The 25796-nt window shown below is 45.3% G+C and carries 28 protein-coding genes and 1 pseudogene; 2 read left to right on the forward strand and 27 right to left on the reverse strand.

Annotation, left to right across the window (positions count from 1 at the left end):
• Window positions 1-125 precede the first annotated feature (125 nt).
• Window positions 126-362: a DUF1657 domain-containing protein gene (locus ABLT31_RS08675; protein WP_367750744.1), complete on the reverse strand. Its 237-nt coding sequence runs from the start codon at window positions 360-362 to the stop codon at window positions 126-128.
• Between the two features lie 402 nt (window positions 363-764).
• On the opposite strand from ABLT31_RS08675, the gene ABLT31_RS08680 reads away from it, so the two are divergent.
• Complete coding sequence (locus ABLT31_RS08680) at window positions 765-944, forward strand: hypothetical protein (RefSeq protein WP_367750746.1); 180 nt, start codon at window positions 765-767, stop codon at window positions 942-944.
• A 196-nt stretch (window positions 945-1140) separates the two neighbouring features.
• Here ABLT31_RS08680 and ABLT31_RS08685 read toward each other — a convergent pair whose 3' ends face one another.
• The 12 genes and pseudogenes from ABLT31_RS08685 to ABLT31_RS08740 form a co-directional block, all read right to left on the reverse strand.
• Complete coding sequence (locus tag ABLT31_RS08685) at window positions 1141-1491, reverse strand: hypothetical protein (RefSeq protein WP_367750748.1); 351 nt, start codon at window positions 1489-1491, stop codon at window positions 1141-1143.
• Between the two features lie 164 nt (window positions 1492-1655).
• Window positions 1656-3281, reverse strand: coding sequence for a 2-hydroxyglutaryl-CoA dehydratase (locus ABLT31_RS08690; RefSeq protein WP_367750749.1), 1626 nt, complete (start codon window positions 3279-3281; stop codon window positions 1656-1658).
• A gap of 20 nt (window positions 3282-3301) precedes the next feature.
• Entirely contained in the window at window positions 3302-6808 is a 3507-nt protein-coding gene (locus tag ABLT31_RS08695; protein ID WP_367750751.1) for a BadF/BadG/BcrA/BcrD ATPase family protein, read from the reverse strand.
• A gap of 106 nt (window positions 6809-6914) precedes the next feature.
• Complete coding sequence (locus ABLT31_RS08700) at window positions 6915-7511, reverse strand: YkoP family protein (protein ID WP_367750753.1); 597 nt, start codon at window positions 7509-7511, stop codon at window positions 6915-6917.
• 107 nt (window positions 7512-7618) lie between these two features.
• A pseudogene (locus ABLT31_RS08705) lies at window positions 7619-7870 on the reverse strand (stage V sporulation protein AD); the annotation flags it as partial.
• A gap of 183 nt (window positions 7871-8053) precedes the next feature.
• The gene (locus tag ABLT31_RS08710) at window positions 8054-8422 is read right to left on the reverse strand and encodes a hypothetical protein (protein WP_367750755.1); all 369 of its coding nucleotides are present in this window, start codon (window positions 8420-8422) and stop codon (window positions 8054-8056) included.
• Between the two features lie 25 nt (window positions 8423-8447).
• Window positions 8448-9644, reverse strand: a complete 1197-nt coding sequence (locus ABLT31_RS08715) for an erythromycin esterase family protein (protein ID WP_367750757.1) — start codon at window positions 9642-9644, stop codon at window positions 8448-8450.
• 86 nt (window positions 9645-9730) lie between these two features.
• Window positions 9731-9907 (reverse strand): hypothetical protein, encoded by a 177-nt coding sequence (locus ABLT31_RS08720; protein ID WP_367750759.1) that lies wholly within the window; start codon window positions 9905-9907, stop codon window positions 9731-9733.
• A gap of 140 nt (window positions 9908-10047) precedes the next feature.
• Window positions 10048-10314, reverse strand: coding sequence for a phosphocarrier protein HPr (locus tag ABLT31_RS08725; protein WP_367750761.1), 267 nt, complete (start codon window positions 10312-10314; stop codon window positions 10048-10050).
• Window positions 10315-10351: 37 nt separating this feature from the next.
• The gene (locus tag ABLT31_RS08730) at window positions 10352-12241 is read right to left on the reverse strand and encodes a PTS fructose transporter subunit IIABC (RefSeq protein WP_367750763.1); all 1890 of its coding nucleotides are present in this window, start codon (window positions 12239-12241) and stop codon (window positions 10352-10354) included.
• A 3-nt stretch (window positions 12242-12244) separates the two neighbouring features.
• Window positions 12245-13171: a 1-phosphofructokinase gene (gene pfkB / locus ABLT31_RS08735; RefSeq protein ID WP_367750765.1), complete on the reverse strand. Its 927-nt coding sequence runs from the start codon at window positions 13169-13171 to the stop codon at window positions 12245-12247.
• Window positions 13168-13926 (reverse strand): DeoR/GlpR family DNA-binding transcription regulator, encoded by a 759-nt coding sequence (locus tag ABLT31_RS08740; protein WP_367750767.1) that lies wholly within the window; start codon window positions 13924-13926, stop codon window positions 13168-13170. Before ABLT31_RS08740 ends, pfkB begins: the two co-directional genes overlap by 4 nt.
• 276 nt (window positions 13927-14202) lie before the next feature.
• Between ABLT31_RS08740 and ABLT31_RS08745 the strand changes: the two genes are divergently transcribed.
• Complete coding sequence (locus ABLT31_RS08745; protein WP_367750769.1) at window positions 14203-14778, forward strand: guanylate kinase; 576 nt, start codon at window positions 14203-14205, stop codon at window positions 14776-14778.
• A gap of 144 nt (window positions 14779-14922) precedes the next feature.
• Here the strand turns inward: ABLT31_RS08745 and ABLT31_RS08750 are convergent, their stop codons facing one another.
• From ABLT31_RS08750 to ABLT31_RS08815, 14 genes are all read right to left on the reverse strand, one after another.
• Window positions 14923-15114: a hypothetical protein gene (locus ABLT31_RS08750; RefSeq protein ID WP_367750771.1), complete on the reverse strand. Its 192-nt coding sequence runs from the start codon at window positions 15112-15114 to the stop codon at window positions 14923-14925.
• A gap of 32 nt (window positions 15115-15146) precedes the next feature.
• A complete protein-coding gene (locus ABLT31_RS08755) occupies window positions 15147-15956 on the reverse strand; it encodes an Fpg/Nei family DNA glycosylase (RefSeq protein ID WP_367750773.1) in 810 nt (269 codons plus the stop codon).
• A 69-nt stretch (window positions 15957-16025) separates the two neighbouring features.
• Entirely contained in the window at window positions 16026-16223 is a 198-nt protein-coding gene (locus tag ABLT31_RS08760) for a hypothetical protein (protein WP_367750774.1), read from the reverse strand.
• Between the two features lie 198 nt (window positions 16224-16421).
• Window positions 16422-17222 (reverse strand): helical backbone metal receptor, encoded by an 801-nt coding sequence (locus ABLT31_RS08765; RefSeq protein WP_367750776.1) that lies wholly within the window; start codon window positions 17220-17222, stop codon window positions 16422-16424.
• A 114-nt stretch (window positions 17223-17336) separates the two neighbouring features.
• On the reverse strand, window positions 17337-17945 hold the full coding sequence (gene cysC, locus ABLT31_RS08770; RefSeq protein WP_367750778.1) for an adenylyl-sulfate kinase: 609 nt from the start codon (window positions 17943-17945) through the stop codon (window positions 17337-17339).
• Between the two features lie 17 nt (window positions 17946-17962).
• Entirely contained in the window at window positions 17963-19108 is a 1146-nt protein-coding gene (sat, locus tag ABLT31_RS08775) for a sulfate adenylyltransferase (RefSeq protein WP_367750780.1), read from the reverse strand.
• Between the two features lie 31 nt (window positions 19109-19139).
• Window positions 19140-19856 carry a phosphoadenylyl-sulfate reductase gene (locus ABLT31_RS08780; RefSeq protein ID WP_367750782.1) on the reverse strand — a complete coding sequence of 239 codons (717 nt, stop codon included), beginning with the start codon at window positions 19854-19856 and terminating at the stop codon, window positions 19140-19142.
• A gap of 97 nt (window positions 19857-19953) precedes the next feature.
• On the reverse strand, window positions 19954-20196 hold the full coding sequence (locus ABLT31_RS08785; RefSeq protein WP_367750784.1) for a DUF3906 family protein: 243 nt from the start codon (window positions 20194-20196) through the stop codon (window positions 19954-19956).
• Window positions 20197-20221: 25 nt separating this feature from the next.
• The gene (locus ABLT31_RS08790) at window positions 20222-21838 is read right to left on the reverse strand and encodes a nitrite/sulfite reductase (RefSeq protein WP_367750786.1); all 1617 of its coding nucleotides are present in this window, start codon (window positions 21836-21838) and stop codon (window positions 20222-20224) included.
• A gap of 65 nt (window positions 21839-21903) precedes the next feature.
• The gene (locus tag ABLT31_RS08795) at window positions 21904-22707 is read right to left on the reverse strand and encodes a sirohydrochlorin chelatase (protein WP_367750788.1); all 804 of its coding nucleotides are present in this window, start codon (window positions 22705-22707) and stop codon (window positions 21904-21906) included.
• A gap of 244 nt (window positions 22708-22951) precedes the next feature.
• A complete protein-coding gene (locus ABLT31_RS08800) occupies window positions 22952-23614 on the reverse strand; it encodes a precorrin-2 dehydrogenase/sirohydrochlorin ferrochelatase family protein (protein ID WP_367750790.1) in 663 nt (220 codons plus the stop codon).
• A 132-nt stretch (window positions 23615-23746) separates the two neighbouring features.
• Window positions 23747-24673, reverse strand: coding sequence for a patatin-like phospholipase family protein (locus ABLT31_RS08805; protein ID WP_367750792.1), 927 nt, complete (start codon window positions 24671-24673; stop codon window positions 23747-23749).
• Between the two features lie 76 nt (window positions 24674-24749).
• Complete coding sequence (locus ABLT31_RS08810) at window positions 24750-25052, reverse strand: hypothetical protein (RefSeq protein ID WP_367750794.1); 303 nt, start codon at window positions 25050-25052, stop codon at window positions 24750-24752.
• A gap of 44 nt (window positions 25053-25096) precedes the next feature.
• Window positions 25097-25792 carry a hypothetical protein gene (locus tag ABLT31_RS08815; protein ID WP_367750796.1) on the reverse strand — a complete coding sequence of 232 codons (696 nt, stop codon included), beginning with the start codon at window positions 25790-25792 and terminating at the stop codon, window positions 25097-25099.
• Window positions 25793-25796: the final 4 nt, after the last annotated feature.

Raw genomic sequence — 25796 nt, forward strand, 5'->3', positions numbered from 1 at the left:
CAATTTTTTTCATTTTCTTTTTCATTTTATGGGGATCATCTAACGTATTGGATTCGACCTCTTTTTCTGCGCGTTCTATTTCTTTATACAATTTGCTGTCTGTTGTTACATGGACTTTATACCCCTTAAATTTCGTTTTTAGTTTTTGGTGAAGTTCCTTTCGTATTGTTTTCATTTTCTTCGTATTCAAGGGTTCCGATTCGCTTTTCAAGTGAATCAATGACGTTCTGTAATACGAGACTATTTCTTTTAAAGATGTCTTTCTCGTGGGCAGTGGATGACTGGGAAACGTATAGATCGAGAGTAGCTTTTACGCCTTTTAAGCTAGCTGTTGTTTGCTTTAGTTGAGAGTCAACAGTCATCTTTTTCCTCCTCCTAATAGAGATTCGTTGGAAATGAAAGGAGATGGATATTTTAAAAAATAGATACTTTTTGGGCAGTTTCTGGGCATTAGTCTATTCCTATAAAATCCAGGGCGAATAAATATAAACTATCTTCAAATTCCCCAATATCTAGCTCACCATCTGTTAAACTATAGAATACCTTCAGCTAATTGGCTCAGTAAGCTTTCTGAGTCCCTTTTTTGCAAAGTAATCCCAATGCTTAGATCACAATCAACCTAAATGGTACATACCTGTTATTTTCCTATAGAGAACTTTCAAAAAAATAATTTCCTTAGTAAAAGCAATAAACAATTGTCTACCAAATATACTTTTGAGGTGTGGAACAATTCGAAATTTATGTATGATCTGGGAGGGATAAATTTGAGTTTAGCAAATTGGGAAGATATTATTGAAATTTGTACGGATCAGCCTATTGTGCCTAATGGACAAAAAATCATGAAAAAGAGAGTTCGTCTTCAACGTCGAGTTCAATTAGAAAATGGTATTATAGAGGAATTTCCAGTTAAGCCTGAGATAGATCGGATGGTTATGACTCGATAACGGTGACTCTTCCCCATGGATGGTTAATTTCGATAATAAAGCCATGCCATAACAAAAATTTGTATACTTGGCACAATGATCGCATACCCACTTTGATCCCCAATAGCTGCAATACTCAATGTCATATGGACCATGCTTTCACTATCTCTCATCAAAATACAAAGCACCACAACAGGTGCTTTGTATCTATAGAAAATTATTCTACTTTAGGATTCTTAGAGTATTCAATCATACTAATGAATTTGACCGTATACTTTCTCAAGACTTGTTCCAAAGTGTATACATTACCGGGAACATCTTCCCTATTTAAATGGTCAATTCTGTTTAACAGGATGTCCATTGAGATCTGACCGATGTATTGGTCTTCGTAATCCTTAAATTCATTTTTAAAATCATCATCAAATCTCAAAATTCTTCTAAACGATGCTTCAACAAATGCATTAACGACTGTAATTTCATTGATATCATCATCAATTGTCTGTTTTACAATCGTATAGTAATTTCCTAGATCATCTTTAATTAGATCTCTTAACGGCAGCAACTGCATACAAGTTCACCTCCCTCCAACAACTACGATTAAAGCAATTGAACAACAGGAACCACAATACAAAGGTTTCTAAAATGGTGAAAAGGCCTCCCTTTTTGGGAGCCCTTTTACTTTCATTAATAAGCAAATTTTATCGATTGATGATCCAACGGGCACGCAGAATTTCAGATTCCTTCCCATTCCCTTTTTGCGCGCTTAAAAGGGTTCAGCTTGGAAATTCCGTGCAAATGATGAACGACATTGGCTGCTGTGCAGGCGACATGGTGTCCGCTGATTTTTAACGGATTCGTGATAGTTGAACGGCCTCTCTTTTCTTCCCGCAGTTGTTCATAAGTGAAACCCTTGACCCTCATCGCTTCGTCAAATTCTTTTTGTGCCGCCTGTTTGGCTTTGAACAGCATCATCTGAGTGCGGCTGTAGACGTTCACGGCTCCATCCCCTGTAGTTTCAATAGGGAGAAAAATGGCTTCCGGATACAGCTCCGTAATCAGCGACTGTACTCCATCGGAAACCCCGGAAGAAGGCATACATCCGAAAGGCTTAACGGAAATGGTCATATTGACTTTACGCTTGACTACATTGAGTATTAGCTTTCCTACCTCCATATGCCCTTCTCCGCCCCGCAAATGGTTATCATAATGCTCGTGGGCGGTTTTGGCGATCTCATCCATATCCGGCAGATGATAACCGCGAAGACTAAAAGCCCTGGCATACGAATGGAATAAAATGCGCAGGATGCGATCAGCCACGTGAAGCATAAACAACTTCTTATATGGATTTATCCCCTTAAGCCCATACTTTCCGCCATCCGCCTCCCGCAAACGCATCCGTTTCATCGTGTCATAGCGTCCCTCCCAAATCAGGTACAAGGTCCATGCTGTCACCGATTGAACTTCCACCTCGGCTCCTTCACTTTCCAAAAATCGCTGCAGCTGATAGTTTCCGTCACCCTCTGTGGTCATCGCCCAAAACTCCCCAATAATGCTTACCTTTGGCTTTACCTGGATCCTGTCCACTTTCACTGCCTGCAATTCCCTCCTGCACCGGTATAGAGCAGGCATAAGCATTTTGCGTCCCTTGAATGCTTCATAAAGATGCTGCTTGCAGCGTTCCAAAGCGGCATCGGTGGAACCCTGCTGTACTTCATAAGGCCGGATCCGGTAGCCCAAAGCATTCAAAATGTCTCCGATCAGCACCGCCTTCAAAAACGTAATGAAAAAAGAACTATCCAATTTTAGGGCAGATTCTTCTCCTGTTGCTTGCTTAAGGCCACTCTGTTGCTGGAACAGGAGCACCCGAAAACCGTCGAATCCGGCATCCCGCAAAGCTTTTCTGTACTCTGTCACGTAAGTCCCAAACCGGCAGGGCCCACAGGAGCCGCTCGTGATGAACAGATAGCTGCGGACGATTTCCTCCTTCGATTTGCCCACCACATCTCGGAGATGGGTTAAATATTTAATTAAATTGCCAACTGTAAAATAAGTCGGGTTGCACTGCCCCCGATTGCCGAATTCCTTGCCGTAGCGAAGGGACTCCGTATCCGGGCACTCCAGATGACGGACGCGATATCCCAAGCCAGCCAGCGCTCCCTCCACCAAATAGTCATGAGCCATGGTCAGGCCGCCGAACAAGATGGTAGTCGAGTCTTTATCTTTGGCAAAAAATTGCCGGGGGACCGGGTCAAACCACTGTTCTTTTGACGGCTGTTCCATACCAAGTCGGGCTTCCCATTCCGCTTGGTATTTCTTCAATTCCTGCTCAATCGTTCCTTCTTTTACTTCTTTTGCCATCGCTTTTCCCTTCCTTTTCGTTATTCTGAGATCGCTTTTTGGTGGGGATACTCCTCCTGATGCTCTTGACGGCCGCCTCTGCCGAGCAATTCAAGCCTTTTCTGTTCAATCCGCTGCTGCAGCTCCTGCTTTCTCCGGGCCAAATCCTCCAGCCGTTCCTCATGGAGCCCCAAACTGTGGGCATAAGTTTTGACGCGGATCTTAATGGAGCCGCTTGGCTTGTTCGCATCAATATCATGCAGAGCGGAATACGGAGTACCCGCTGTTGAGATGATGGAATCAATCAGCCCGTAGGTTGGGGCGTCGTGCCCGCATTTGAAGCTGGAAAGATCCAAGACGGCTACATTGGGATGTCTGGCGGCAAACTTGGCGGCCCACACCTTCTGTACACTGTTGGAACTGAAGTTTTCCGGCCAAACGTCAGATACTTCCAAAGCTACCTCCACTCTTCCGCTGTCGAGATCCTGCTGGAAAAACCGGCGCAGCCAAGCCTCATCTTTCGGTATGGAACGCATGGACAAAATCGGATAGCCCAAGACTTGAAATTCATCCAACACCGAATGGTTCATGCCCGGATCGGAATGGTACGGCCGCCCGATCATCAAAATGGCGATTCGATTCTCCGCTTCGACCTGTTCGAGAATGACCCGGCCTTTTTCCTGCATTTCTTGATCAAACAGCTCCAAAGCCTTCCACCCTTGATCAGCGGCAAAGTCGCTTTCATCCTCTGTAATCTGCAGGAAATCCTTAAACGCTTGAAACAGTTGCTCCTTCAGCAGGTTCGGTTCCGTAAAGGTCACCGCCGGATCCAAATACCGGATCCCTCTTTCTTGAAAAAAGTCCGTTTCCTTAGTGAATGCCGCTTTGATCACCTTTGGCGCTCCCGCTACAATCGGACAGCTGGAGGAATCCATGACGTTGTGCAGATGCGTCGGGATATGCGTAATGCATGGGAAAAGAATCGCTTCAAGAACCTTATGCTCCTTATGATGCTTGAATAGCAAATTATGTATATGAGCCTGGGCTACTTTCGATGGATAGCACGGATCAATGGAGCCGTACTTTCCTCCCTCCTGCCACATTTCCTCACTTGTATTATCACTGAATACGATATTCTTGGGATCCACGCCGAGGGTCTCCAAGTACGTGCGCCAAAAAGGAGCCGTGGACCAGATGTTGAGCACTTTAGGAATCCCGATGCGCAGATGTTTTCTCCATTCCATCGCTTCCTCGGAAGAACGCTGGATCGGGCGCTGAATTTTCACCCGCTTCATGCCGAGGCCGAACCAACCTGGCTTAACCTGCACATCCTCGATCACTTGCCCGATCTTAGGGAGCGATTCCGCATCGTAGAAATGCTGGAACATGCGCCGCGCCTCATAGTCAACCAAATTGGGGTACTGGGTTTTCAGTCGGTTGCGCGCCCGGGTCAGGGCAATGACAGCTTCCTTGTCTTCCACCGTTCCCTTTTCGCAGCTGAACCCGGAAATGTAGCGGGCCGTTTGCCCATCCGGCGTGGTTGAATCGATAAATGTGCGGCTGCAGTTATTTGGGCAAAAGTGGCAGCGGGTGCTTTCATCATTGCGCGACTGGTAGGTGAGTCCGGTAGCCGCCTCCATGCCCAGGAACGTGGAGTAGCCTCGCTTCTTCACCACACGCAGGGTTTCCATGGCGGCACCAATGGCTCCCGCTTCTCCCGTATGGGGATGGATGAACACCTCGGCATCCGGAACTCGCTCTTTGATATAGTCGACCTGCGCTTTCACCGCAGCCAGGTTATGCTGCGTCCCTCCTTGAAGGACAAATTTCCGGCCCAATTCTGCCATCCTTGGAATTTGCACGACATACTGCCACACATTTTTGGGCAAAACCATGGCCAGTCCGGCCAGCAGCTCTTCTTTGGAGTATCCTTCCTTTTGGAAATTGACCCGGTCGGAATCGAGAAATACCGCACAGCCATACGAAAATTTGGGACTTAAGTCCGCTTTGAAAGCGGTTTCGGCATATTCCTGGATCGGGATACCGAATTGATCCGCCATGGCTTGCAGCAGCATGCCGTTACCAGCCGAGCATTGATTGGACAAGCGGAAATTTCGGATATCCCCATTTTTCATGAAAAGAACCTTGATATCCTGCCCGCCGATATCGCAAATGACATCCACATCCCCGAAAAAATGGACGGCGCTCATCATATGGGCTACCGTTTCAACGATGTTGACATCTGCCTTTAACGTCTTTTCCAGTACATCGGCTGCATACCCCGTGGCCCCAAAGCCGATCACTTCCAGCTTGGCTCCTGCGGAATGAACCTTTTCCCATATTCGGCCGAGAAGCTCCTTCGTATCCTGAATGGGGTTGCCTTTAGACAGCTGATATTCCTTCAACAAAATCGTGCCTTCCTCATCGACCAATACCGCTTTGGAGGAAGTGGAGCCCCCGTCCATGCCAACCACAGCCCGGACCACCTGTCCCGATTGGAAGGACGCGGGAGTAAACTTCGGGATGCTGTACCGCCTGCGGAATTCCTGCAATTCCTCAATGCTTTTCACCAGGGGAGCCCCGGCCTTCTCTCCCAGCTTCGATTTCCGGCCATGGGAAATAAAGATCTTTAAATCCTCCAGACCTTTATAAATACCAACCCCTGCCGGTTCATGGAGACCGTACATGACAGCACCATAGGCCGCATAATATTGAGAGTTTTCCGGCACAAAAATCAGTTCTTCAAGCGGCATATCTTTCGGATAATCGTATCCCCGCTGTTTCCAGGCTTCAGGGATCCTCTTTCGCCAGCATTGCTGCAGAAACGGCAGATAGGTATTGGGTCCGCCCAAGAGCAAGACCTTATGGCGCAACGTATTTCCGCGGGTGAGGACAGAAAGGTTTTGCATGACGATCGCATCTGCCAGCGAGCACATGATTTCGGGGGCGGGAATACCGCTTTTGACTAAATTGACGATATCCGTCTCGGCAAACACGCCACACTTTGCTGCCACATGATGAAGCTTCGTGTCATCAAAATCCAGCTTGGCCACTTCCTGTTCGGGCATACCGACCTTGATCATGCATTTGTCAATCGTGGCCCCTGTGCCGGAGGCACACTTGTCATTCATGGAGGTCGTCGCCTGCTTGTCCCCCGTTTCTTCATTTTCTTTAAAGATGATGATCTTGGCATCCTGTCCCCCTAGCTCCACCACACTTCCTACATCGGGATGAAGCATTTCGACCGCCATGGTGACCGCATTCACTTCCTGCACAAACTTGGCTCCGATGTGTTCAGCAATGGGGCTTCCTCCGGAACCCGTAATGAACACGCGAATATTTTCTTTTTTGACATCGGGAAACTGATTTCCGATTCGTACCAAAAATTCCAGCACGTTTTCCGCCTGTTTTGTGTTATGGCGCTGATAGTCGGACCAAAGGATTTTCTTGTCGAGTGGGTTTACAACTGTTGCTTTGACGGTGGTGGAACCCACATCCACGCCAATGACGATTTGTTGGACATCACAGCTTTCAACCAGATTTTCCACATAAAACCTCCATATGTATAAATACAAAGTTTATTATGAGAAAAGTATTATTCAATTATTCACTATCCATATGTTGGAAACATAAAAAGAAGCTGCTTACCGCAGCTCATTCTGAAGAAGACATGGGTGGTGGGCATCCCATTAATGAGGAGATTGAATATCTGTCAAGCAATCGTTCTTTGGGCATCACCAAATATTTGGGTGTAAGGTTGCCTTTTTTCAAACACTTTAACTTTCCATTCGGGTGCAAAAGGATAAACATGGGAATAAGAAATAACTCTTTAAGTGTTTTATAAACAGAATTAGATATGTCTACAACTTCAAATCCCAATGGTTTAACCCCCCTAGTGAGCAGCGTTATGCCTAAAAGGGCCTTGATCTTTTCCTGATCGGGATGGCTTGCTAGGAACCGAGCCAACCCAGGAAGGGACTCCTCGACGCGATGATAAACGTAAAGGGCTCGTTTCACATCATTTTGGATATGTTGCATCTCCCTCATGAGAAGACAATTATGCAGGTGAATTTTCAGGAGAATATCCGAACTATGGATGGTCGTTCCATCCTCAAGGGATAGACTGGGCCCCCGATAGGTAAGCAGCCGGACTCGAAAAATGTTTTGTTCAGTTTGATCAACGAGCTGCAAGCGACTGCAAAGATAATAAAGTTTATCAAGAATTGACCATGTTTGAATAATCGTGCTCATGATTTGCTCCTCCGTAGCAATAAAGTTGCTTTACTTAAAATCAAATATCTGAATAAAGCTTTCCCGAGCCTGATCATCATCATGTCTTCCTCATTTTGGGCACTCCATATCTCGACAGCGTGAGCGATGCAGGGGATGCTTTCCTTTTGCTGAAAACTTATCGGGGATAGCAAAGCCCCTGTTGCTACGATCAATATTCTGTCTAATTCCCCTCTTCTCATCCGATTCAAAATATGGCCATAAGTGACCTTGGCTGAACATGCACAACCGCTCGCCCCAGCTTGAACCGGTGCATCGTCTTTGTAAATCATCATCCCGCAGTCCACATAACGATCCCCCATATCGAAACCTTGCTTTTTAACCGGTGCCCATTATTAATGGCCAAGAAGCTTTGAGGAAAATGGGAAAATTGAAGATTGAGGTTGTTGCCTGAAAGGGTATGGCTTTGGTAAAAAGGAGATAAAGAAACCTTCCAGAGGATTGGAAGGTTTCTTTAATTAAAGGTGCGATTGTGCCCACCAAAGTTATGAGCATGAGTTTCATTAGGATAGGGGCGGTCCAGGAACAGGATCATTATCTGTCTTTAATGGTTCTCCGGGTATGTTCTTCATTTGGTTCTGCTGTAAGAGCTCGTGTTCCAGCGATTGACTCGTATTCATCAGTTCGGTTTGCAGCTGATTCAATTGTTCGGTTAATTGCTCCATTCCTTGCTGTCCTTCAAGATCGGAAATTGATTTTTGGAGAGAGGCTTCAATTTTTGCGATATTCTCCCTCATTTGGTCGACTGATTGAGCTCCATTCTGATTCAATAATTGATCTGCCATTTGTGACAGATTTTGGATGTTCTGCCCTTGTTGATTTTGAGTGAGCTGTTTCAACTGATTGCTTATATTAGTGAGGTTATTGTTCATATGTCTGTCGAACTCCTTTTCAACATTATTCAAATACTAATTCCTTTACAACAATCGGATCTAAAGCATGTGTTTCATCTACATATACAAATGCATCGTAACGTTCAGACATAACGGAAGGAACGTAGTTTCCGCGTTCATCCTCTGGGTGATAGACAACCCCGATGGCCCGATGGCCGAAGACCTGACTAAACGCATCATTCGCTTGATCAAAGATAAGGATTTTGTCCCTGCTCCCTGCGCGATGCAGCAGGTCCTCCCAGCTATCGGGCAGCGCTTTTGGAACAGGCATCTTTTCCATCCTTTCTGCCCAGCCGCGTGCTGCAATAACGGAACCGCGGTGCGTCCCAAAACCGACTGCAAAAACATTTTCAGGGCCATATTGTTCACGAACCAATTGTCCCACATTCAGCATGCCTTCCTCCGCCATGTCCGTGGCACGCGCATCTCCAATATGCGTATTATGTTCCCATACGATAGCTTTAGCCTTTGTTCCGTGGAAGTCCATCAGCCGATCCAAAACTTGAACCATATGCTCATCGCGAATATTCCAGGAATCTGGGCCTCCTCGGACCATGGAGCGATAATACCGTTCAGCATTGACGGCAACTAAAGCATTCATCTCCATATTAATGGCTGCTTCTTCATTTCCATAGTGATTTCGATTTGTACGCAGCGCCTCTAGGAGCTCGACCACTTCATTTACACAGTCCTCTGATAAAAAAGCGGCAGAAACCCCATAAGTCTGAGCACTTCTTGAAAACGGCTCGAAACAGGAAAACGCTTTTCTAGCCAGATCCACATCTTTAGAACCAATTTTCTCTAGATGCTTTACAATCTCTTCCATAGACTCCCATAAACTATAAACATCCAGGCCATAAAATCCAATTTTCTCTTTCTGCAAATGGTTTCGGGTATTATATCTCCGTAACCATTCCAAAAAATGAGCGGTTTCCCTATTCGCCCACATCCATGTCGGCCAGCGGTTAAATGATTGCATCGCCTCTCCCATGCTGGATGTCCCTGGATATTGCTTGATATATCGATTCAATTCATAGCATGAAGGCCAGTCCCCTTCTACGGCGATAAAAGAAAAACCCTTTTTCTCGATTAAACGCTTGGATATCTCTGCCCGAATCGTATAAAATTCAGATGTTCCATGAGATGACTCGCCGAGCAATACGCAATCGGCATCCCCAATCGCATCAATTAAGCAATCCAAGTCATCCTCTCGCTCTAAGGGGCGGGAGTTATTTTGGATCTGCTGAATGACATATTGGCTGTCCAGTTTACAACCCTCCTTAGATTCTAGTCCGCTGTGAGCAATGATGATCCATTCCCCTCACATGCCGGACATTCATGGATGTGGGCAAACTCCAAACCGTATTGATAAAAGCCTTTTCCCTTGCACTCTGGGCATTCTTGACTCCGTTGAGGATTGTCATCATCAATCTGCTTTCGGCCCGATTTCTGAAAAAGCCCCATGTTCATCCCTCCCATCACCTTTTTTATATTCTCCTCCAACAGAAGAAAATAATGAGCGATTTAGTGAACTTAAACTTTCTTAAACAGCAAAAAAGGTTACGACCCGCTAGATAAGCGGATTGTAACCCTTTTTTGCTTTATTATTCTCCTAATTCTTCCTTTTGCATGGTTTCTGCTATAGCAGCCAGAGCCTCTTGTGCATCCGCACCATCTGCAGTCACTTGAATTTCCGCACCTTGCTGTATGCCAAGTGACATCACGGCCATAATGGACTTTAAATTAATGGTTTTCCCCCCATGCTGCAGATTAATCTGAGAAGAAAACTTTGTGGCGGTTTGCACTAATGAAGTCGTTGGGCGGGCATGAATGCCTGCTTCGCTTGTCACTCTAAAAGTTTGAGTTAACATGATATCCCTTCACCTTTCTTTTCTTTTCACTTTTATCTTATACCGGCTTCTTTTTCAAAAGATTGACCATTAGAGCCGTTACTATCGTTCCAGCAGCAATGGCTACGAGATACAGCCACATATTTCCGACAACCGGCAAGACGAACAAGCCTCCATGCGGAGCCGGGAGTGTATTTCCGAAAAACATCGATAATCCCCCTGCAACTGCAGAACCCACCATAAGGGAAGGAATGACACGAGCAGGATCGGCTGCCGCAAAAGGAATCGCTCCTTCGGTAATAAAGGAAGCGCCTAATACATAAGCTGTTTTCCCCGCTTGACGCTCTTCTTGCGTAAATTTATTTTTAAACAGCGTCGTCGCTAGTGCCAAGCCAAGTGGAGGGGTCATCCCCGCTGCCATAATAGCGGCATGCGGCAAATAGTTTCCGTCCGCGATCATGGCAATACCGAAGGTAAACGCGGCTTTATTTACAGGACCACCCATATCAAAGGCCATCATGGCGCCTAAAATAATCCCCAGGATAACGGCATTTCCTTGACCCATATTTTTCAGCCAGTCACCAAGCCCTGTATTTACAGCGGCAATCGGATCTGAAATGACATAAATCATAATCAATCCCGTAAACAAAATCCCAAATAGCGGATAAAGCAGCATCGGCTTAAGACCTTCAAGGCTAGCAGGCATTCCGGCCAATCCTTTTTTCAGAAGTACGACGATATAACCAGCCAGGAACCCGGCAATAATTCCCCCTAAGAAACCAGCACCAGAAGTCGAAGCGATCATTCCGCCAACCATCCCTGGAGCCAAGCCTGGGCGATCAGCAATACTCATGGCGATAAAGCCTGCTAAAACAGGAATCATCAAGCCAAAAGCGGTTCCTCCCCCAATATCCATTAGTACCTTGGCAAAAGGATGGAACGAAGGATCTTTCGGATCAAACGCTTTAATGCCAAACATAAAGCATAGCGCTATGATGATTCCTCCCCCGACAACAAAGGGAAGCATATTGGAAACCCCGCTCATCAGATGCTTATAAAATGCGGACTGCTTCCCTTTTCTTTCTTCCTTCGCTTGGGAGACCGATTCTGAATACCCCGCTCCCCTTTGGCCTTGATACACGCTTCCTTCTTGCCTAGAAGCCCGCTGCAGCAGTTCATCCGCGTTTCTTATCGCCTGAGCTACCGGAACTTCGATAACCACTTTTCCTTTAAAGCGATCCATATCAACCTGCTTGTCCGCCGCAACGATAATGGCGGTCGCCTCTTGGATTTCCTCATCCGTCAGCTTGTTTTTCACACCGCCAGACCCATTAGTCTCGACTTTTACCCAAATGCCTAATTGCTCTGCCTTTTTCTTAAGAGCATCTGCAGCCATATAGGTATGAGCAATCCCTGTTGGGCATGCGGTAACGGCTAAAACCTTCACTTGGCCCTCATTTTGGGATGAATCCTCTTCGTTATCTCCATCAAATTCCTTTTCCTTGGAAGCAATCATCTCCAAAATTTCCTTTTTGCTTGAGGCGTTCATCAGTTGTTCGCGCAGGCTTTCATCCATTAGAAGCTGGGACAAGCGAGCCAACGTTTGCAAATGAGCTTGATTGGCATCCTCTGTGGCAGCAATCATGAAGAATAAATGTGCTTTTTGTCCATCCAAAGAATTAAAGTCGATTCCTTCCTTGGAATAACCGAATGCAATGCTCGGAATTTTGACGGCAGCCGTTTTCGCATGAGGGATGGCAATGCCCTCTCCAATTCCTGTAGAGCTTTGAGACTCTCTGGCCCAAATGGCTTCCTTCATTTTCGCAGCATCTGTCAGGCGTCCAGCTTTCTGCAGCTGTTGAATCAGTTCATCCAATACGTCTTCCTTTGTCTTAGCAGAAAGAGGCAAAATCATCGTATCTTCTTTAAGTAAATCGGTAATCCGCATCTTTTACACCCCTTTTTTCTTGATATTCTTGATTTGGACCTTCGGTAAAAAGGCTTTGATTTGTTCTGGTGTACAAAAGCCTTGTGATAGGGCGGTTGTGCTTCCTGCTGCGACGGCGAATCGAAAGGCTTCCTCTGCCTCCAAGCGCTGGGTGAAGGCATAGAGGAAACCCGCCACCATCGAATCCCCTGCACCGATGGAATTCACTGGCTCGCTCGGTGGAATCTCGGCAATCAGGGATAGCTCGCTATTTACAAAAACGGCTCCTTTTCCCGCTAGCGAGACGATGACATTCTCCGCTCCCATCGCTACAGCTTCCGCTCCGTACCTTAATGCCTCCTCAGCTGACAGAATCGTAACATTAAACAATTCCCCCAGTTCATGATGATTCGGCTTTATCAAGAAGGGGCGGCTGGATAAGCCTTGTTGAAGGGCATGCCCTTTGGCATCGAGAAAAATGCGTACCCCTTTCGGCTGAAGCTCCTTCATGATCGTTTGGTAAATATCCGATGGAAGACTATTTGGAACACTTCCGGCCAGAACTAAAAAATCTTCGGCATTCAGGTCCTGAAGCTGCTGAAGCAATTGTTTCGTTGCAGCATGGGGAATAGCTGGCGAAAGCCCTGTAATTTCCGTTTCGGTTTCGGCTTTCATTTTCAGGTTGATGCGGGAGTCTTCCTCTACGGAAATGAACCGGTGGGAGATCCCGAGTTTTTCCACTTCCTTTTGAATGAAGGCGCCTGTAAATCCACCTACATAACCTAATGCCGTACTTTCTTTGCCTAGTGACTTAAGTACTTTAGAAACATTTATTCCTTTTCCTCCGGCAGCTTTCCACTCTTCTTTAACTGGATTAATCACTCCTTGGGAAAAGGATTCCAGCCGAATGTGATAATCTATGGAAGGATTAAGGGTCAATGTATAAATCATGATGTTACCACCACTTCTATTTGAGTTTGTTTTTCATATTTTTTGCGGTCTTGTTCATCTAAACCATCATCCGTGATAATCGTTACCTGCTCCAATTCCGATACTTTGGCAAAGGAAACTCGGGAAAATTTATTGGCATCGCACAGGACAAACTTCTCTTCCGAGTATTGCAAAGCAAGCTGCTTGATAAAAGCTTCATCTGGATCCGGTGTCGTTAGACCATACCTCTCGTGAACGGAGTTAATTCCTAAGAAGCATTTATCAAACCGATACTGGCTGATCGCTCTAATGGCTTCAGGACCAACCAATGCCAATGTTCCCGGCTTTATCTCCCCGCCCAGCAAAATCGTTCTTATATTTCTCTTCAATAACTCTACACCGATTTGAATCGAATTCGTTACGACAACCACACTCTCATGTTTCAGGAAGGGAATCATATGGTACGTGGTGGTCCCCGCGTCTATGAATATCGTATCCCCGTCTTTAATCAGGCTCGCAGCCTGCTTAGCAATAGCCATCTTTTCTTTTTCATGCTTTACTACTTTTTCATGCACAGTAGGTTCTTCTAATTTGCGCTGGATAATGGAAGCGCCTCCATGCACGCGTTTTAAAATCTTTTTCTCTTCTAACTCACTTAAGTCACGCCGTATGGTCGATTCCGATGCACTAGTCAAATCGACCAGCTCCTGAAGACGTACAACATCTTTCTCCTTAAGCAAGCGAATGATCATCTGGTGGCGTTCAGGAGTTAACATCTGCATCCTCCTTCTTTATTTCAGAAAGAACGTTTTTGATTGTTTTAACTAAATAATACCTTATGAAACTGTATTATTCAATCATTATTTTTTAATATCAATCAAAAACAATCATAATAAGGTATATGTTGTCATATTTTGTCCATAAATACCGCTTGGTGTATCTCCTTATTTTTCCTTTTTTATATTGACTAGCTCTCTGTCATTTGGTAATATATTCATATAACTCTGATAATTAATCTGGGTTAATTTTATTAATTTAGGAGGCGATGGAATATGGATGGAAGAGCGTTATTATTTGTTGGCCCAGACGGATCCGGACGCTTTACGTTGGCTGAGGCCATGGGTATTACCTTTCAAATCCCTAGAGTCGTCTCTTACACGACACGTCCTCAACGAAGAAAGGAAACCCACGGTAAGGAATACTTCTTTGTCACTCCAGAAGAATTTATCAGCATCGAGAATAATGGAGAGTTTATTGAAGTCGTACAAGCGGACGGATACCGTTATGGGATCAAGCAAAGCGACTGCGAGAGACTTCTAGATGAGGCGGGTAGTTTCTTTGCCATTCTGAGCCCAGAAGGATGTGAGATCTTCAGGAAACTCTTCCCGAAGAACTTAGCCATTTTCGTTTATGCGGATAAGGAAACGGTTATTTCGCGTCAACGAGAACGTGGGGATGATGAAGAAACGATTCAGCGTCATCTCAGCCATTATGAGCAAATCATGGACTACCAATCCAAGTGCGACATTGTCATTCCGAATTATGACTTAGCCAGTACCGCTCAAGAATTAACCAATCGTATCGAACAGTTTCTGAACCTAACTTATCATCCGGATAGCAAATATTAACCTAGCTTAGTTCGCCCTTTTCCTCGTTCACTGCAACGCAGGCTAAGGGTTAAGCTTCCTCGGGGTAAAAATGATGAATGAAAAATAAAGAAGGCTTCCCCTTACATTCACCGGATGGGAAGCCTTTTTTCCTTTGCCGCAAATTTATTTTAGCATCTCTTTTAATGCGGCGAGCTTATGCAGTTCATTCTTATTTCTTAACCCTTTCACTTTTTTCTTTTGTCTGCAGGAGTCACATAAAAACCCCGCAATCTCCTCGTCTTTTCCCGTATAAACAGCGTAAATCTGCTCGTGAACAAGGCTGCCGCACTCTAAACATAACTCCCGATCTTCCATTGGATTTTCTTCCTTCCCTTTAGAATGTTCGTTCACTTTTGACAGCCGGAACAATAAAACATTTTTCGAGATGAAATTTCGGCCTTTTGTATAGGATGCCCGCAGCGGAAGCATCGCTCACCTTCCCTATCGTATACCTTACACTGCTCGTTGTACCCGCCTGTTAAATGATCCTCTTTGAAAAGAGGATGCTCCATATACCCCCCAAACGAGATTGCTTCCTGCAAGACTGCGAAAATGGAGGAATACAGTCGTTTCTTTTCGTCAAGCTGCAGCCGATTCAATGGCCGATCCGGCAAAAGACCCGCAGCATAGGATATCTCATCACTATAGCAATTCCCGATTCCCGCCAGCCATTTCTGATCAATGAGCGTTGTCTTAATTTTGCCTTTTTTCGCTTCAGTCCTATGAAGGAATGCTTGTTCGCTAAAGGACGGAGCAAAAGGTTCAGGCCCCAATTGACTAAGCCTCTCCTCTGCCTCCTCTGCAGTTAAGAGATGCAGATAGCCCAGGCGTAAACCGATGAAATATAAATGTTCAAGATCAAAAGATAAAATCACCTGAAATGTTCTTTGGGGTTTATCCAGATCTGTGCCTAGGTACATCCATCCGCCTAACATAAGATGGAGAAGCAAAACAAACCCGTTATCCAAATGAAAGAGAAGATGCTTCGCCCGCCGGGTAATGCCTTGAATCTGGGCACCTTCAACCGTTTGAATAAACGATTGCGCGGAAACATTGACTGTCTTTTCTCTATCAATTTGAACACGGGTGATTTTCTTGCCAATAAGCTTGTCTGTAAGGAGCATACGATAGGTCTCCATTTCAGGCAATTCGGGCATGGTCATTCTCCTTCCGAGAAGAGGTCTTTATTCGTATCTCCCCGGAAGTTGTTTTTATTCATTTCCCATTTAAAGCCTAAACAGATAAATTATAAAAATAAGGACTGATACCAGCGTCGAAATCCCATAAATCACCGTCAGACGCTTTACATTGGCCTTGCTTTTCGCATCGTATTTCTTTTCCCCTGGTTTGATGGCTACCCAAAGCGTGCCTACTAAAGATAATAAAATGGCAATAATCATAATGGTATACAACACGACTTCCATTCGCTTTCCTCCTCCCCTCCCAGTTCCTACTTATTACTATAACGAATGTTAATATATCGTTATGTGACAAACGTCACTAAAGAAAAAAAAGCTAAAACCAATCCTCGGTGCATACCTCTCTTACACGCGACACGCCCCTGATCAATTAAAGAATCATCTCATGTTTTTAACTAAATTATCACAGTTTTCAGTTCATGGCTAGTTGACTCGTTCTCTTTTCAATTGCTGGAGCAATCCATTCAAGTAATCCACTGCCTTTAACATCCGAACCCCATACCAACTAAACATCTCTCCATCCACCAATACGGCTTTAACGCTTGGAAGACTTGCTTGGATCTCTTTGAGATGCTCTTGGCTAAACGGGAACGGTTCAGAGGATAAAAATAGGAACTCCGGCTGTTGCTGTCTGATGATCTTCACATCCACTACAGGATAGCGCCCCTCTAAGTCTTGGAAGACATTTTCGAATCCGCATTGATGAAGCATCGAATGAATGTAGGTATTTTTCCCTGCGGCCATATAAGGCTTTCTCCAGATAAGATAACCGACTCGGCAAGAAAGCGATGTTAACTTTCCGAAACCCTCAACAATGTCTTCAGCCAAACGCTCCGCTTGTATCTTGTGATCCGTAATGACCCCCAGGTCAACAATCATTTTTAACGCTTCTTCATAGCTCTCTACATTCGTGACATATACAGGGAATTCCCTTTCCAAATCCTCAATCATCCCTTTAGGGTTCTCTTCTTTTTCGGCCACAATCAGATCAGGCTTGAGCCTCTCAATCATTCCTCTATCGATTTGTTTGGTTCCTCCTACTACATCAGCCTGATGCACAGCATCCTGCGGATGGATGCAATACCTTGTACGGCCTACCACCTTGTCGCCCAAACCCAGTGCGTAAAGCGTTTCTGTGATAGAAGGGCATAGGGAAATAATTCTCCCGGGTTTTCTTGTGAGGTTCACCTCCCGCTGCACATGATCTACGCAAGTACGATACATGATTAGCCTTCACCTACTCCCTATTTTGTTTCCTATTGACCTCTACCTACTTTAACATAAATTTCCATACACGAATATCATAAAAAGAAAAAAGACCGGGCATAAAGCACCGGTCTAACCTACGATATTGCGATATTGAAGATAGCGAATCACGCGATCTACACTTTCCTCTAATGTCAGCAAATCCGTTTCAATGACAAGTTCAGGGTCCAGCGGTTCCTCATACGGAGATGAAATCCCTGTAAAATCTGGAATTTCCCCCTTTCTCGCCTTGGCATACAAGCCTTTCGGGTCACGATTTTCGCATTCGTTTAATGTGCATTTTACGTATACTTCTATAAATTCTCCAGGTTCAAGCAAGTCCCGGGCTACTTGGCGATCTTCGCGAAACGGTGAGATAAAAGCCGTAATCGAGATAAACCCGGCATCCACGAATAGCTTAGATACTTCAGCAATGCGACGAATGTTTTCTTTCCGATCATCGGCTGAAAAACCGAGATCTTTATTTAGCCCATGGCGAACATTATCTCCATCTAAAATGTAGCTTCTTAGTCCCAGCTCATATAATCGTTTTTCAACGGCATTGGCTAAGGTAGATTTCCCCGCTCCGGAAAGTCCCGTAAACCAAAGTACGCAGCTCTTATGGCCATTGAGCTGTTGCCGGTCTTGTTTTGCTACCGTTGCAGAATGCCATACGATGTTGGTTGCTGTTTGCTTTGTCATGGTTGTTCTCCCTTCTCTTATGAGTAAGATTCTACGCGCATTCCGCGGATCAATACCTCTACGACTTCCTTGCGGCTGAATTCTTGAGGAGGAACTTCACCATTGCTCAACATCTCTCTAACCTTCGTACCGGACAGAATCAAGCGATCTTCCGCTCCATGCGGGCAGGTCTTGGTGGAAGCCATATTACCGCATTTCTTGCAATAAAAACTGTGCTCAAAGAATAGAGGGTGAATGCCAAGTTCTTCAGCTGTAAAATTGTTGAAAATTAATTGGGCATCATACGTCCCATAGTAATTGCCCACTCCGGCATGATCACGGCCAACAATGAAATGAGTGCATCCGTAATTTTTGCGAACCATAGCATGGAAAATGGCTTCGCGCGGTCCTGCATATCTCATGGCCGCTGGGAATACCGCAAGGAAGACACGGTCCTTCGGATAATAGTTTTCCAGCAATACCTGATAGCTTTCCATTCTGACGTCCGCTGGGATATCATCGGACTTCGTTTCCCCAACTAAAGGATTTAAGAACAAGCCATCTACTATTTCCAAAGCGCACTTTTGGATATATTCATGTGCTCGATGCACTGGATTGCGGGTTTGGAAGCCCACAACTGATTTCCATCCCTTTTCCTCAAAGACAGCTCTGGTTTCCACCGGATCTAAATAGAACTCCTTGAATTGGTTTACCTCCGGGCGCTTAACCAAAACAATCGCTCCCCCAACGTAAACATCCGGTCTCTCCAGCATCTTTTTCACACCAGGATGAGCTTCATCGGTCGTACGGTAGACCTTTTCCGCTTCATTCTGCTTATTCGGGCGATAGATATCTTCTACATCCAGAACCCCATAAACGGTTCCGTTATGTACCAGTTTCACTTGTTCACCAATGCGAAGCGTCTTTGCCTTCTCTTCTGAAACCGGTAAGGTAATGGGAATACTCCATACGTGACCACTGCTTAATTTCATGTTTTCAACCACAGAAACATAATCATTTTCTGTTAAGAAACCGGTAATAGGGCTATAAGCACCAATAGCAATCAGTTCTAAATCCGATAAGGCAAATCCATCTAATTCCACTTCTTGGGTAAGATGCGAAAAATCCAGACTCAAATCGATTCGGTTGATTAATTTTCCGCCATGCGGTTGACTAAGACTCATAAGGTTCTCCTCCACTTTTCTTTTATTTTTGTTATAGATGCAATCCACATTCTGTTTTTTTCGATTGAGCCCAACGTCCGGCTCTCGAATCTCCGTCACCCTCTACAGGAAGCGTACAGGTCTCGCAGCCAATGCTCGGATAACCTTGATCATGAAGCACATTATAAGTTAATTGGTAGAATTTAATGTAATTCCAAACATCTTCCCAAGTCCAATGGATAAGGGGGCAAATTTTCAAGGATTCAAATTTGCGGTCCTTGTTGACAAATTGGGTATTCGCCCGGGTCGGGGATTGCTCTCTGCGCAATCCGGAAAGCCAAGCCTTTGATCCCTTCAAGGCTTTGTTAAGGGGTTGGATTTTCCGAATCTGGCAGCATTGATCCGGCCCTGTCTTCCAAAGCTCCTCGCCATATTGGCTGGCTTGTTGTTCAAGTGTGAGCTCAGGCTCCAATAATTCAATGCGCAGCTCAGGGTATTTCTCCTTGACCCGGTCAATTAATTCATAGGTTTCCTTAAAATGCTTATTCGTATCTAAGAAGATGATTTTCGCATCCTTGCGAACTTTATAGATCAGGTCGATCAATACAACCCCTTCAGCCCCAAAGCTGCAGGCATAAACCAGTTCATCCTGAAAGGTTTGATAAGCCCATCGCAGCACATCGAGCGTATCCTTTTGACCGAGCTCGGCATTGATCTGTTCATAATCCTCGTCGGTCAACGTTTGATAGGAAACAATCGTATTGCTCATTCTTTCTCCTCCTCTTCTCTGCATAAGATAATCCTGATCCGAATACTTGGTATTGGTTTGAAAAAGGAAAGGAGGAATCCCTCCTTTTCCTATTTTCTTAAAAGCGAAGGGTTTCTACGACATAACCGACTCCGCCTCGCTCCAGTGGTTTTTTCTGTACAATGCTCAATTCTTTGACCCGAGGCGGGGCAACCGTATGCCGAAGAAGGTTATTCTCCGCATATGTGAATGCCTTGCTATCGGAATCAGAAACCACGATGATGGTCATCAGCTGATCATCTTCCAGCACCGCTTCTAGCTTGTAGAGATAGACTTCATGATCGGGGTGCTGTTTCTCCAAACTCTTCACTCCTCAAAGCTAAGGACTAGGCCGTAACCAAAATGCGATCCACTTGGGCCTGAATATGTTCGATTCCTACACGCTCAACATATTTCCAATATTCTTCGTTTTCCATACGCTCTTCCTTGTACACCCCGATGAGTTGAGCCAAGAAAGGTCCAAGCACGTCAGCTTTCACACGCGCTTTAAGCTTTTTATTAAAGCGAGCATCAATACCTAAGGTACCGCCCACATGGACATCGAACGCTTCGACCATACCCTGTTCGGTTTTCACCAAGGCTCCTTGAAGGCCAATATCAGCAATCTGCCGTTGACCGCAGGAATTCGGGCACCCTACCATATGAATGCGAAGAGGGGCATCAAGATCCACGGTATCATCCAAGTACTGAGCTAAGGAGCGCATTTGCTCTTTGGTCTCCACGATGGCCAGATTGCAATATTCATTCCCTGTACAGGATACAGCGTATCCGACGAATGTGCTTGGCTGCAGGGTAAAACGGTTAACAATGATACTTTCTTGTTTAAAAGCCTCTACCTTATCGCTTGGGATATTTCGAATCAATACATTTTGGGAATTACAAGCCCCAATAGTACCATCTCCATACACATCAGCTAGTCGAGCCAATTCCACTAATTCTTCTGCACTCATCCGTCCAACCGGCACGGATAATCCGGCATAGTAGACTCCAGCTTGCTTCTGTTCGTGAATGCCGTAGAAGTATCCCGCATTCCATCCTTTTGTTAAGTCTTCCCCTTGGGTTTCCAATGCGCCCGTAACCTTTACCAGCTCTTCTTGGAACTTCTCTACGCCCCAATCAGCCAAAAGGAATTTCAAGCGGGCATGGGTGCGCTTTTCGCGATAGCCAAAGTCACGGAAAACAGTGGTAACCCCTGCTGCAACTTTCACCACGTCTTCAGGTCTACAGAAGACATCTAACTTTTGCGCTAAATAAGGCTTCGCAGAAAGTCCGCCGCCAACCCAAACATGGAATCCTAAAACTTCTTCTCCGTCGATGACTTTCTTCGCAGGAGTAAAGGCTAAGTCATTGATTTCCGCATGCCCTGTGTTATAGATGTTCGCGGATACGGAGATTTTATATTTGCGCGGCAGATTAGAGAATTCGCGATTCAACAGGAAGAACTTTTCCAGTTCATCGACAACTGGGCGAGTATCCATAATTTCGTTCGGATCAATACCTGCAAGCGGGTTTCCTACGATGGTACGCGGGCAATCCCCACAGGCTTCGAAGGAAGACATCCCCACTGCAGCCAATCTTTCGAATATGTCTGGAAGAGACTGCACTGTCAGCCAGTGAAACTGAATCGCCTGACGGGTAGTGACATCGACCAAATCACGTCCGTAGTCTTTCGCAATCGCAGCCAACGCGCGGGCCTGCTCACTATTTAAGAGTCCGCCAGGAATACGAACCCGCATCATAAAATGACCATCTTTAGGACGCTGCTGATAGACTCCTGCCCACTTGAAGCGATCCATATCGGTCCCTTCGATGGAATCATATCCTTCGTTGGCATATTTAGTGATAATCGTATCGATGACATCTAAGCCGTCTTTCTCTAATTTGGCAATTTCCATCTTATTTAAGTTGGTATCATTTGCCCATTTCCATTCCCTTACTGCCATTTCGTTTCACTCTCCCTAACTCCTGTTGGAAATCTATGTTTTAAATCTAAGTTAATAACTGTGTTTTATTGGTTTAAAGTGTATAGTAAACGCTGTGTATCGTCAATCCTTTTCTCTTGTGGGAGGTACAGCCTTACCATATCAGCCAGCCAAACTGAAATATACGGGTGAGGCAACAAACCTTCTCCCCGGTACCTATACTCCAGGCCCTTCAATCGGCTGGGAATGGCTAAGTTGGTAAAGTAGCCTTCACTCAAGAAAAACGGCAAGACTATCAGACGGCTTTTCTTTGCTAGCTTCTCCGCACGTTCCTGAATGTTATCCGGATGAAAAGTTGCATACGCGATTTCCGAAAAGGCCCATTGTTTCTGCAACGATTCAGTCAAGCTCGTTAATAAAGCTTCCCAACGTTCATGAAAGCCTTGTATCTCGCTGCCATGTCCAATCAGGAGAAGTCCTTCCTGCAACGGATCCTGACTGAGATTTTTAACTCTTTCCGATAGGATGGCCTGCACATACGGGTGTGACTCTAATGGTGCACACCAGATGATCTCGGCCTTGGATTGTATTATACACAAATCTGTAGGAATGGGGGATGCGGGAATAAGTCCCAAGGCATATTGAATCTCGGCTAAATGGGTGCTTCCCATGGTCAGAAATAGAGGCACGGCTAGAATTTGGGTCAAGCCCTGGGATTCCAGACGCCGAATGCCGTCTTCTATGGTCTTGCCGGGCACCAGTTCTAAAAAAACCGTTTCAACAGGAATAGCCAATCGCGCATCCGACACCGCCTGTTCAATCTTATCAATCCACCCTTGATCACGAGATCCGTGAGAGATGACTAATACTCCCGAAGTGACCACAAACATAGCACCTCCGATTCTATTTCGTCCATAGACGCTCTAGATCATTATAGCTTAGATCCAAAGCCATACATACAAAGGGAAGCATTAAAATTTTCATCCAGTTTTTCTTTGTTTTCCATCTTGTCATGTCTTATTCCCCCATAACCAATTCCGACTTACTAGATAAGAATAATATATTTTATAGTTTTGTTCTTGTCAATACACTCTTTCTATTCTGATGGTTTAAGTAGGAATTAACCCGTTACGCCTACTTCTTCAGTTGACTCTGTTCACTTCTTATAACCGCCTCGCGTATTAGTTTCTCAGCTTCCGAATTTCGTCTCTCTAGTTGTCTTTCTTTTGTCCATGTCAGAAAGCGATCATCAAGCATCTGCTTAAGCAAGGCTCTTTTATCCTGGGACTTAAATCCTAAAGCAAGTATTTTTTTCCTCATCTCCCCGAGGAATGTAATATATGCCTCATACTCCGGCCCGATCCACTGCTCGAATTGCTTCCTTAGCTTCATGGATAATCCAGGGTAATTCCCCCCAGTGGAAATCGCAATTTGAATGTCACCCCGTTCCACAGTGGAAGGAACCGTAAAGGTACAAAGATCAGGACGGTCCACGATATTAACTAACGGGCAAGCACTTGCCGCACGATAGACTTGCAGATTTATCTCTGGTTTGTCTGTCGCGGCAATGATCACCATCGCATCTTGAACATCCTCCTCGCGAAACGCTCTCAATACAAGATGGAGTTTACCTTGTTCCGCCCACTCTCTTATTCTTTCGGTACATTGAATGCAAACCACAAGAATCTCGGCTCCGGTCTGCAGCAGTCCTTTAATTTTTCTTTCCGCAACTTGACCGCCTCCTACAATTAAGCAGCGTTTCCCGTCCAGTTTGATCATGAGTGGATAGCTCTTCACTTTAACCCCTCCTACACTTTCTCAAAAACGTTTCAATCAACCGATATTATACACCATGGATTAAGGTCTATAAAATTTAAAAGCCGTCTATATGAGGAGTGAAATCCTTTTCTCATGACGGCTCATACCTTCTTATATGATTTTTTTCTTCCCGGGGCGAGGACGATAGGCTTTAATATAGTTTTCGAAGCTCCATTTGGAAAGAAAGCGGTCTGCGGAGATCCTGCCTAATTCAATGAGCTTCTCCTTTTCCTCAACCGATAGTTTAAACTGTGTTACCCTTACCTCAATGTCTTGAATAAAAATGGTGCGGGCGGCACTATGCCCGCCAATAAAACGATTATCCCATCCGTCCATCATCGTCCGCACCACATCCACGGCAAGGTAAAAAGGACCTGTCGCCTTCTTGGCTTGCATTTGGTTGTTTGCATTCTTTCCAGACAAACGAAACCCAAATGTTGGCCATCGAGGATCCTGTTCCTGATCAAAGATCCAAATGGGATAATTACTCAAAATGGCTCCATCCATGATGATATTTCCGGCTAAGGAAACCGGCCTGAAGAAGAAAGGGATTGAACAGCTCATTCGAACAGCTCGCGCTAGGGGAAACCTCGCCGGATCGATGCCATAAAGGGGCAAGTCATCCGGTAGAATAGACATTCGGTTTTGGGTCACGTCGGCTACGACTATTTTTAATTTATCCTTGGGCAGATCCCCAAACGTCAACGTTCCTTTTTTCCTGAGTTGAGTCGTTAGCCACTCTTCTAGGATATCCAAACAATATACCCCGTTATAAAACGTTAGACTTGCCCAAGGTCCGATATAGGGTATCCGGCACACCCCTTTTCGCTCTTCCATTCGATCAAAAGGGAATTTCACAAATAAACTGGACACTTCATTTGCCGTAAAACCAACCGCCAGCATTGTCGCCATGATAGACCCTGCAGACGTTCCCGCTAGTCTCTCCCAGCGATATCCGGCTTCCTCGATTCGCTCAATCGCCCCCAAAAAAGCTAGACCCCTGATGCCTCCGCCTTCAAACACTGCATCCACCTTCATGCCGATTCCTCCTTCTAGCTGCCTGTTACATTTTATCAGCACATAAAAAGGAGTATGCCAACCGAAGCAAATATATTTAAAGAATCCGAAATCTCTGAAGATGATCGAGCAGTCCTTCTCTTTTCAATATTTCCTGCTGCCTCTCACCAAGCAAGTCAAAATGAGGGTAGCCGGTTCGATTGTGAATCCATTCTTTCTGAAGGCCATATAACTCCCCCCATTCTGCTAACTTTTCGATGTCCGAGCATCCAACCTTGGTTACCGTCTTAATCTCGGGAAAGCGGGGATGCTGCCAAAAATGGGTTAAAAAAGCAATTTCCCCTGCCGCCACGCGTTGTTTCCAAAGGTTAAGCTCATCACGCCGAATCCCAAAAGCCATGAACCTCCACTCCTTTGTTTCCAGATCTCTTTACATCCGAGTAGCTATCTTGAGCTTTTGCGCGCTTCCTCCATCACTTTCGAATAAATTTCTTGCATGATCAGCAAATATGGGAAAGGAGACGTCCAGAAAGGCGGAGTCACCAAAATCCTTTTCTTTTCTCCCCCAGCCGACTTCTTCTCAGGTATAGGAACCAGCTTGTACCCCTCCAGGGAAGGAGAGGGCTCAAGCGGTGCCTTTCCTTCTTCGCCATAGCCGTCCAAAATTTCACCCCAAGGGATTCCATTGAGCAAAAGAAATTGAACAGGATCACCATTGCACTTCTCAGCCGCTGCCCAAACTGTAGCGAGCACATGGACACAAGGATCGCCATGGTCCCCGCAATGACAGATTGCCCTTGTCGTGAGGGGAATTTGAAACCCAAGGGAATGGGGAAAGCGACCCGCTTCTTCTTCCGTGAGCGATCGGAGATAAAGCTTGCTAACCAGGTCCGGATGCTGACGGAAGCTTTGGACGATCATGCGGATCTCCCCATCCGCTACAGGAACAGTCTGGATCTCCACCGAATGGTTTTCACTTCCCCCCACTTTAGAAACAATAGCCCCCTTGCGAATGTCAAGATTCGTGACTTGGTTTTGCCTAAATACAGCCCTCGCTTTATTCCACCGAGAAGAAATGCTTTTCCTTTCCCAATGAAGCAGCCATAGCCTGATAAACCAAAGATAGTTGTTCTTTGTCACGCCT

This window comes from Ammoniphilus soli (assembly GCF_040813775.1).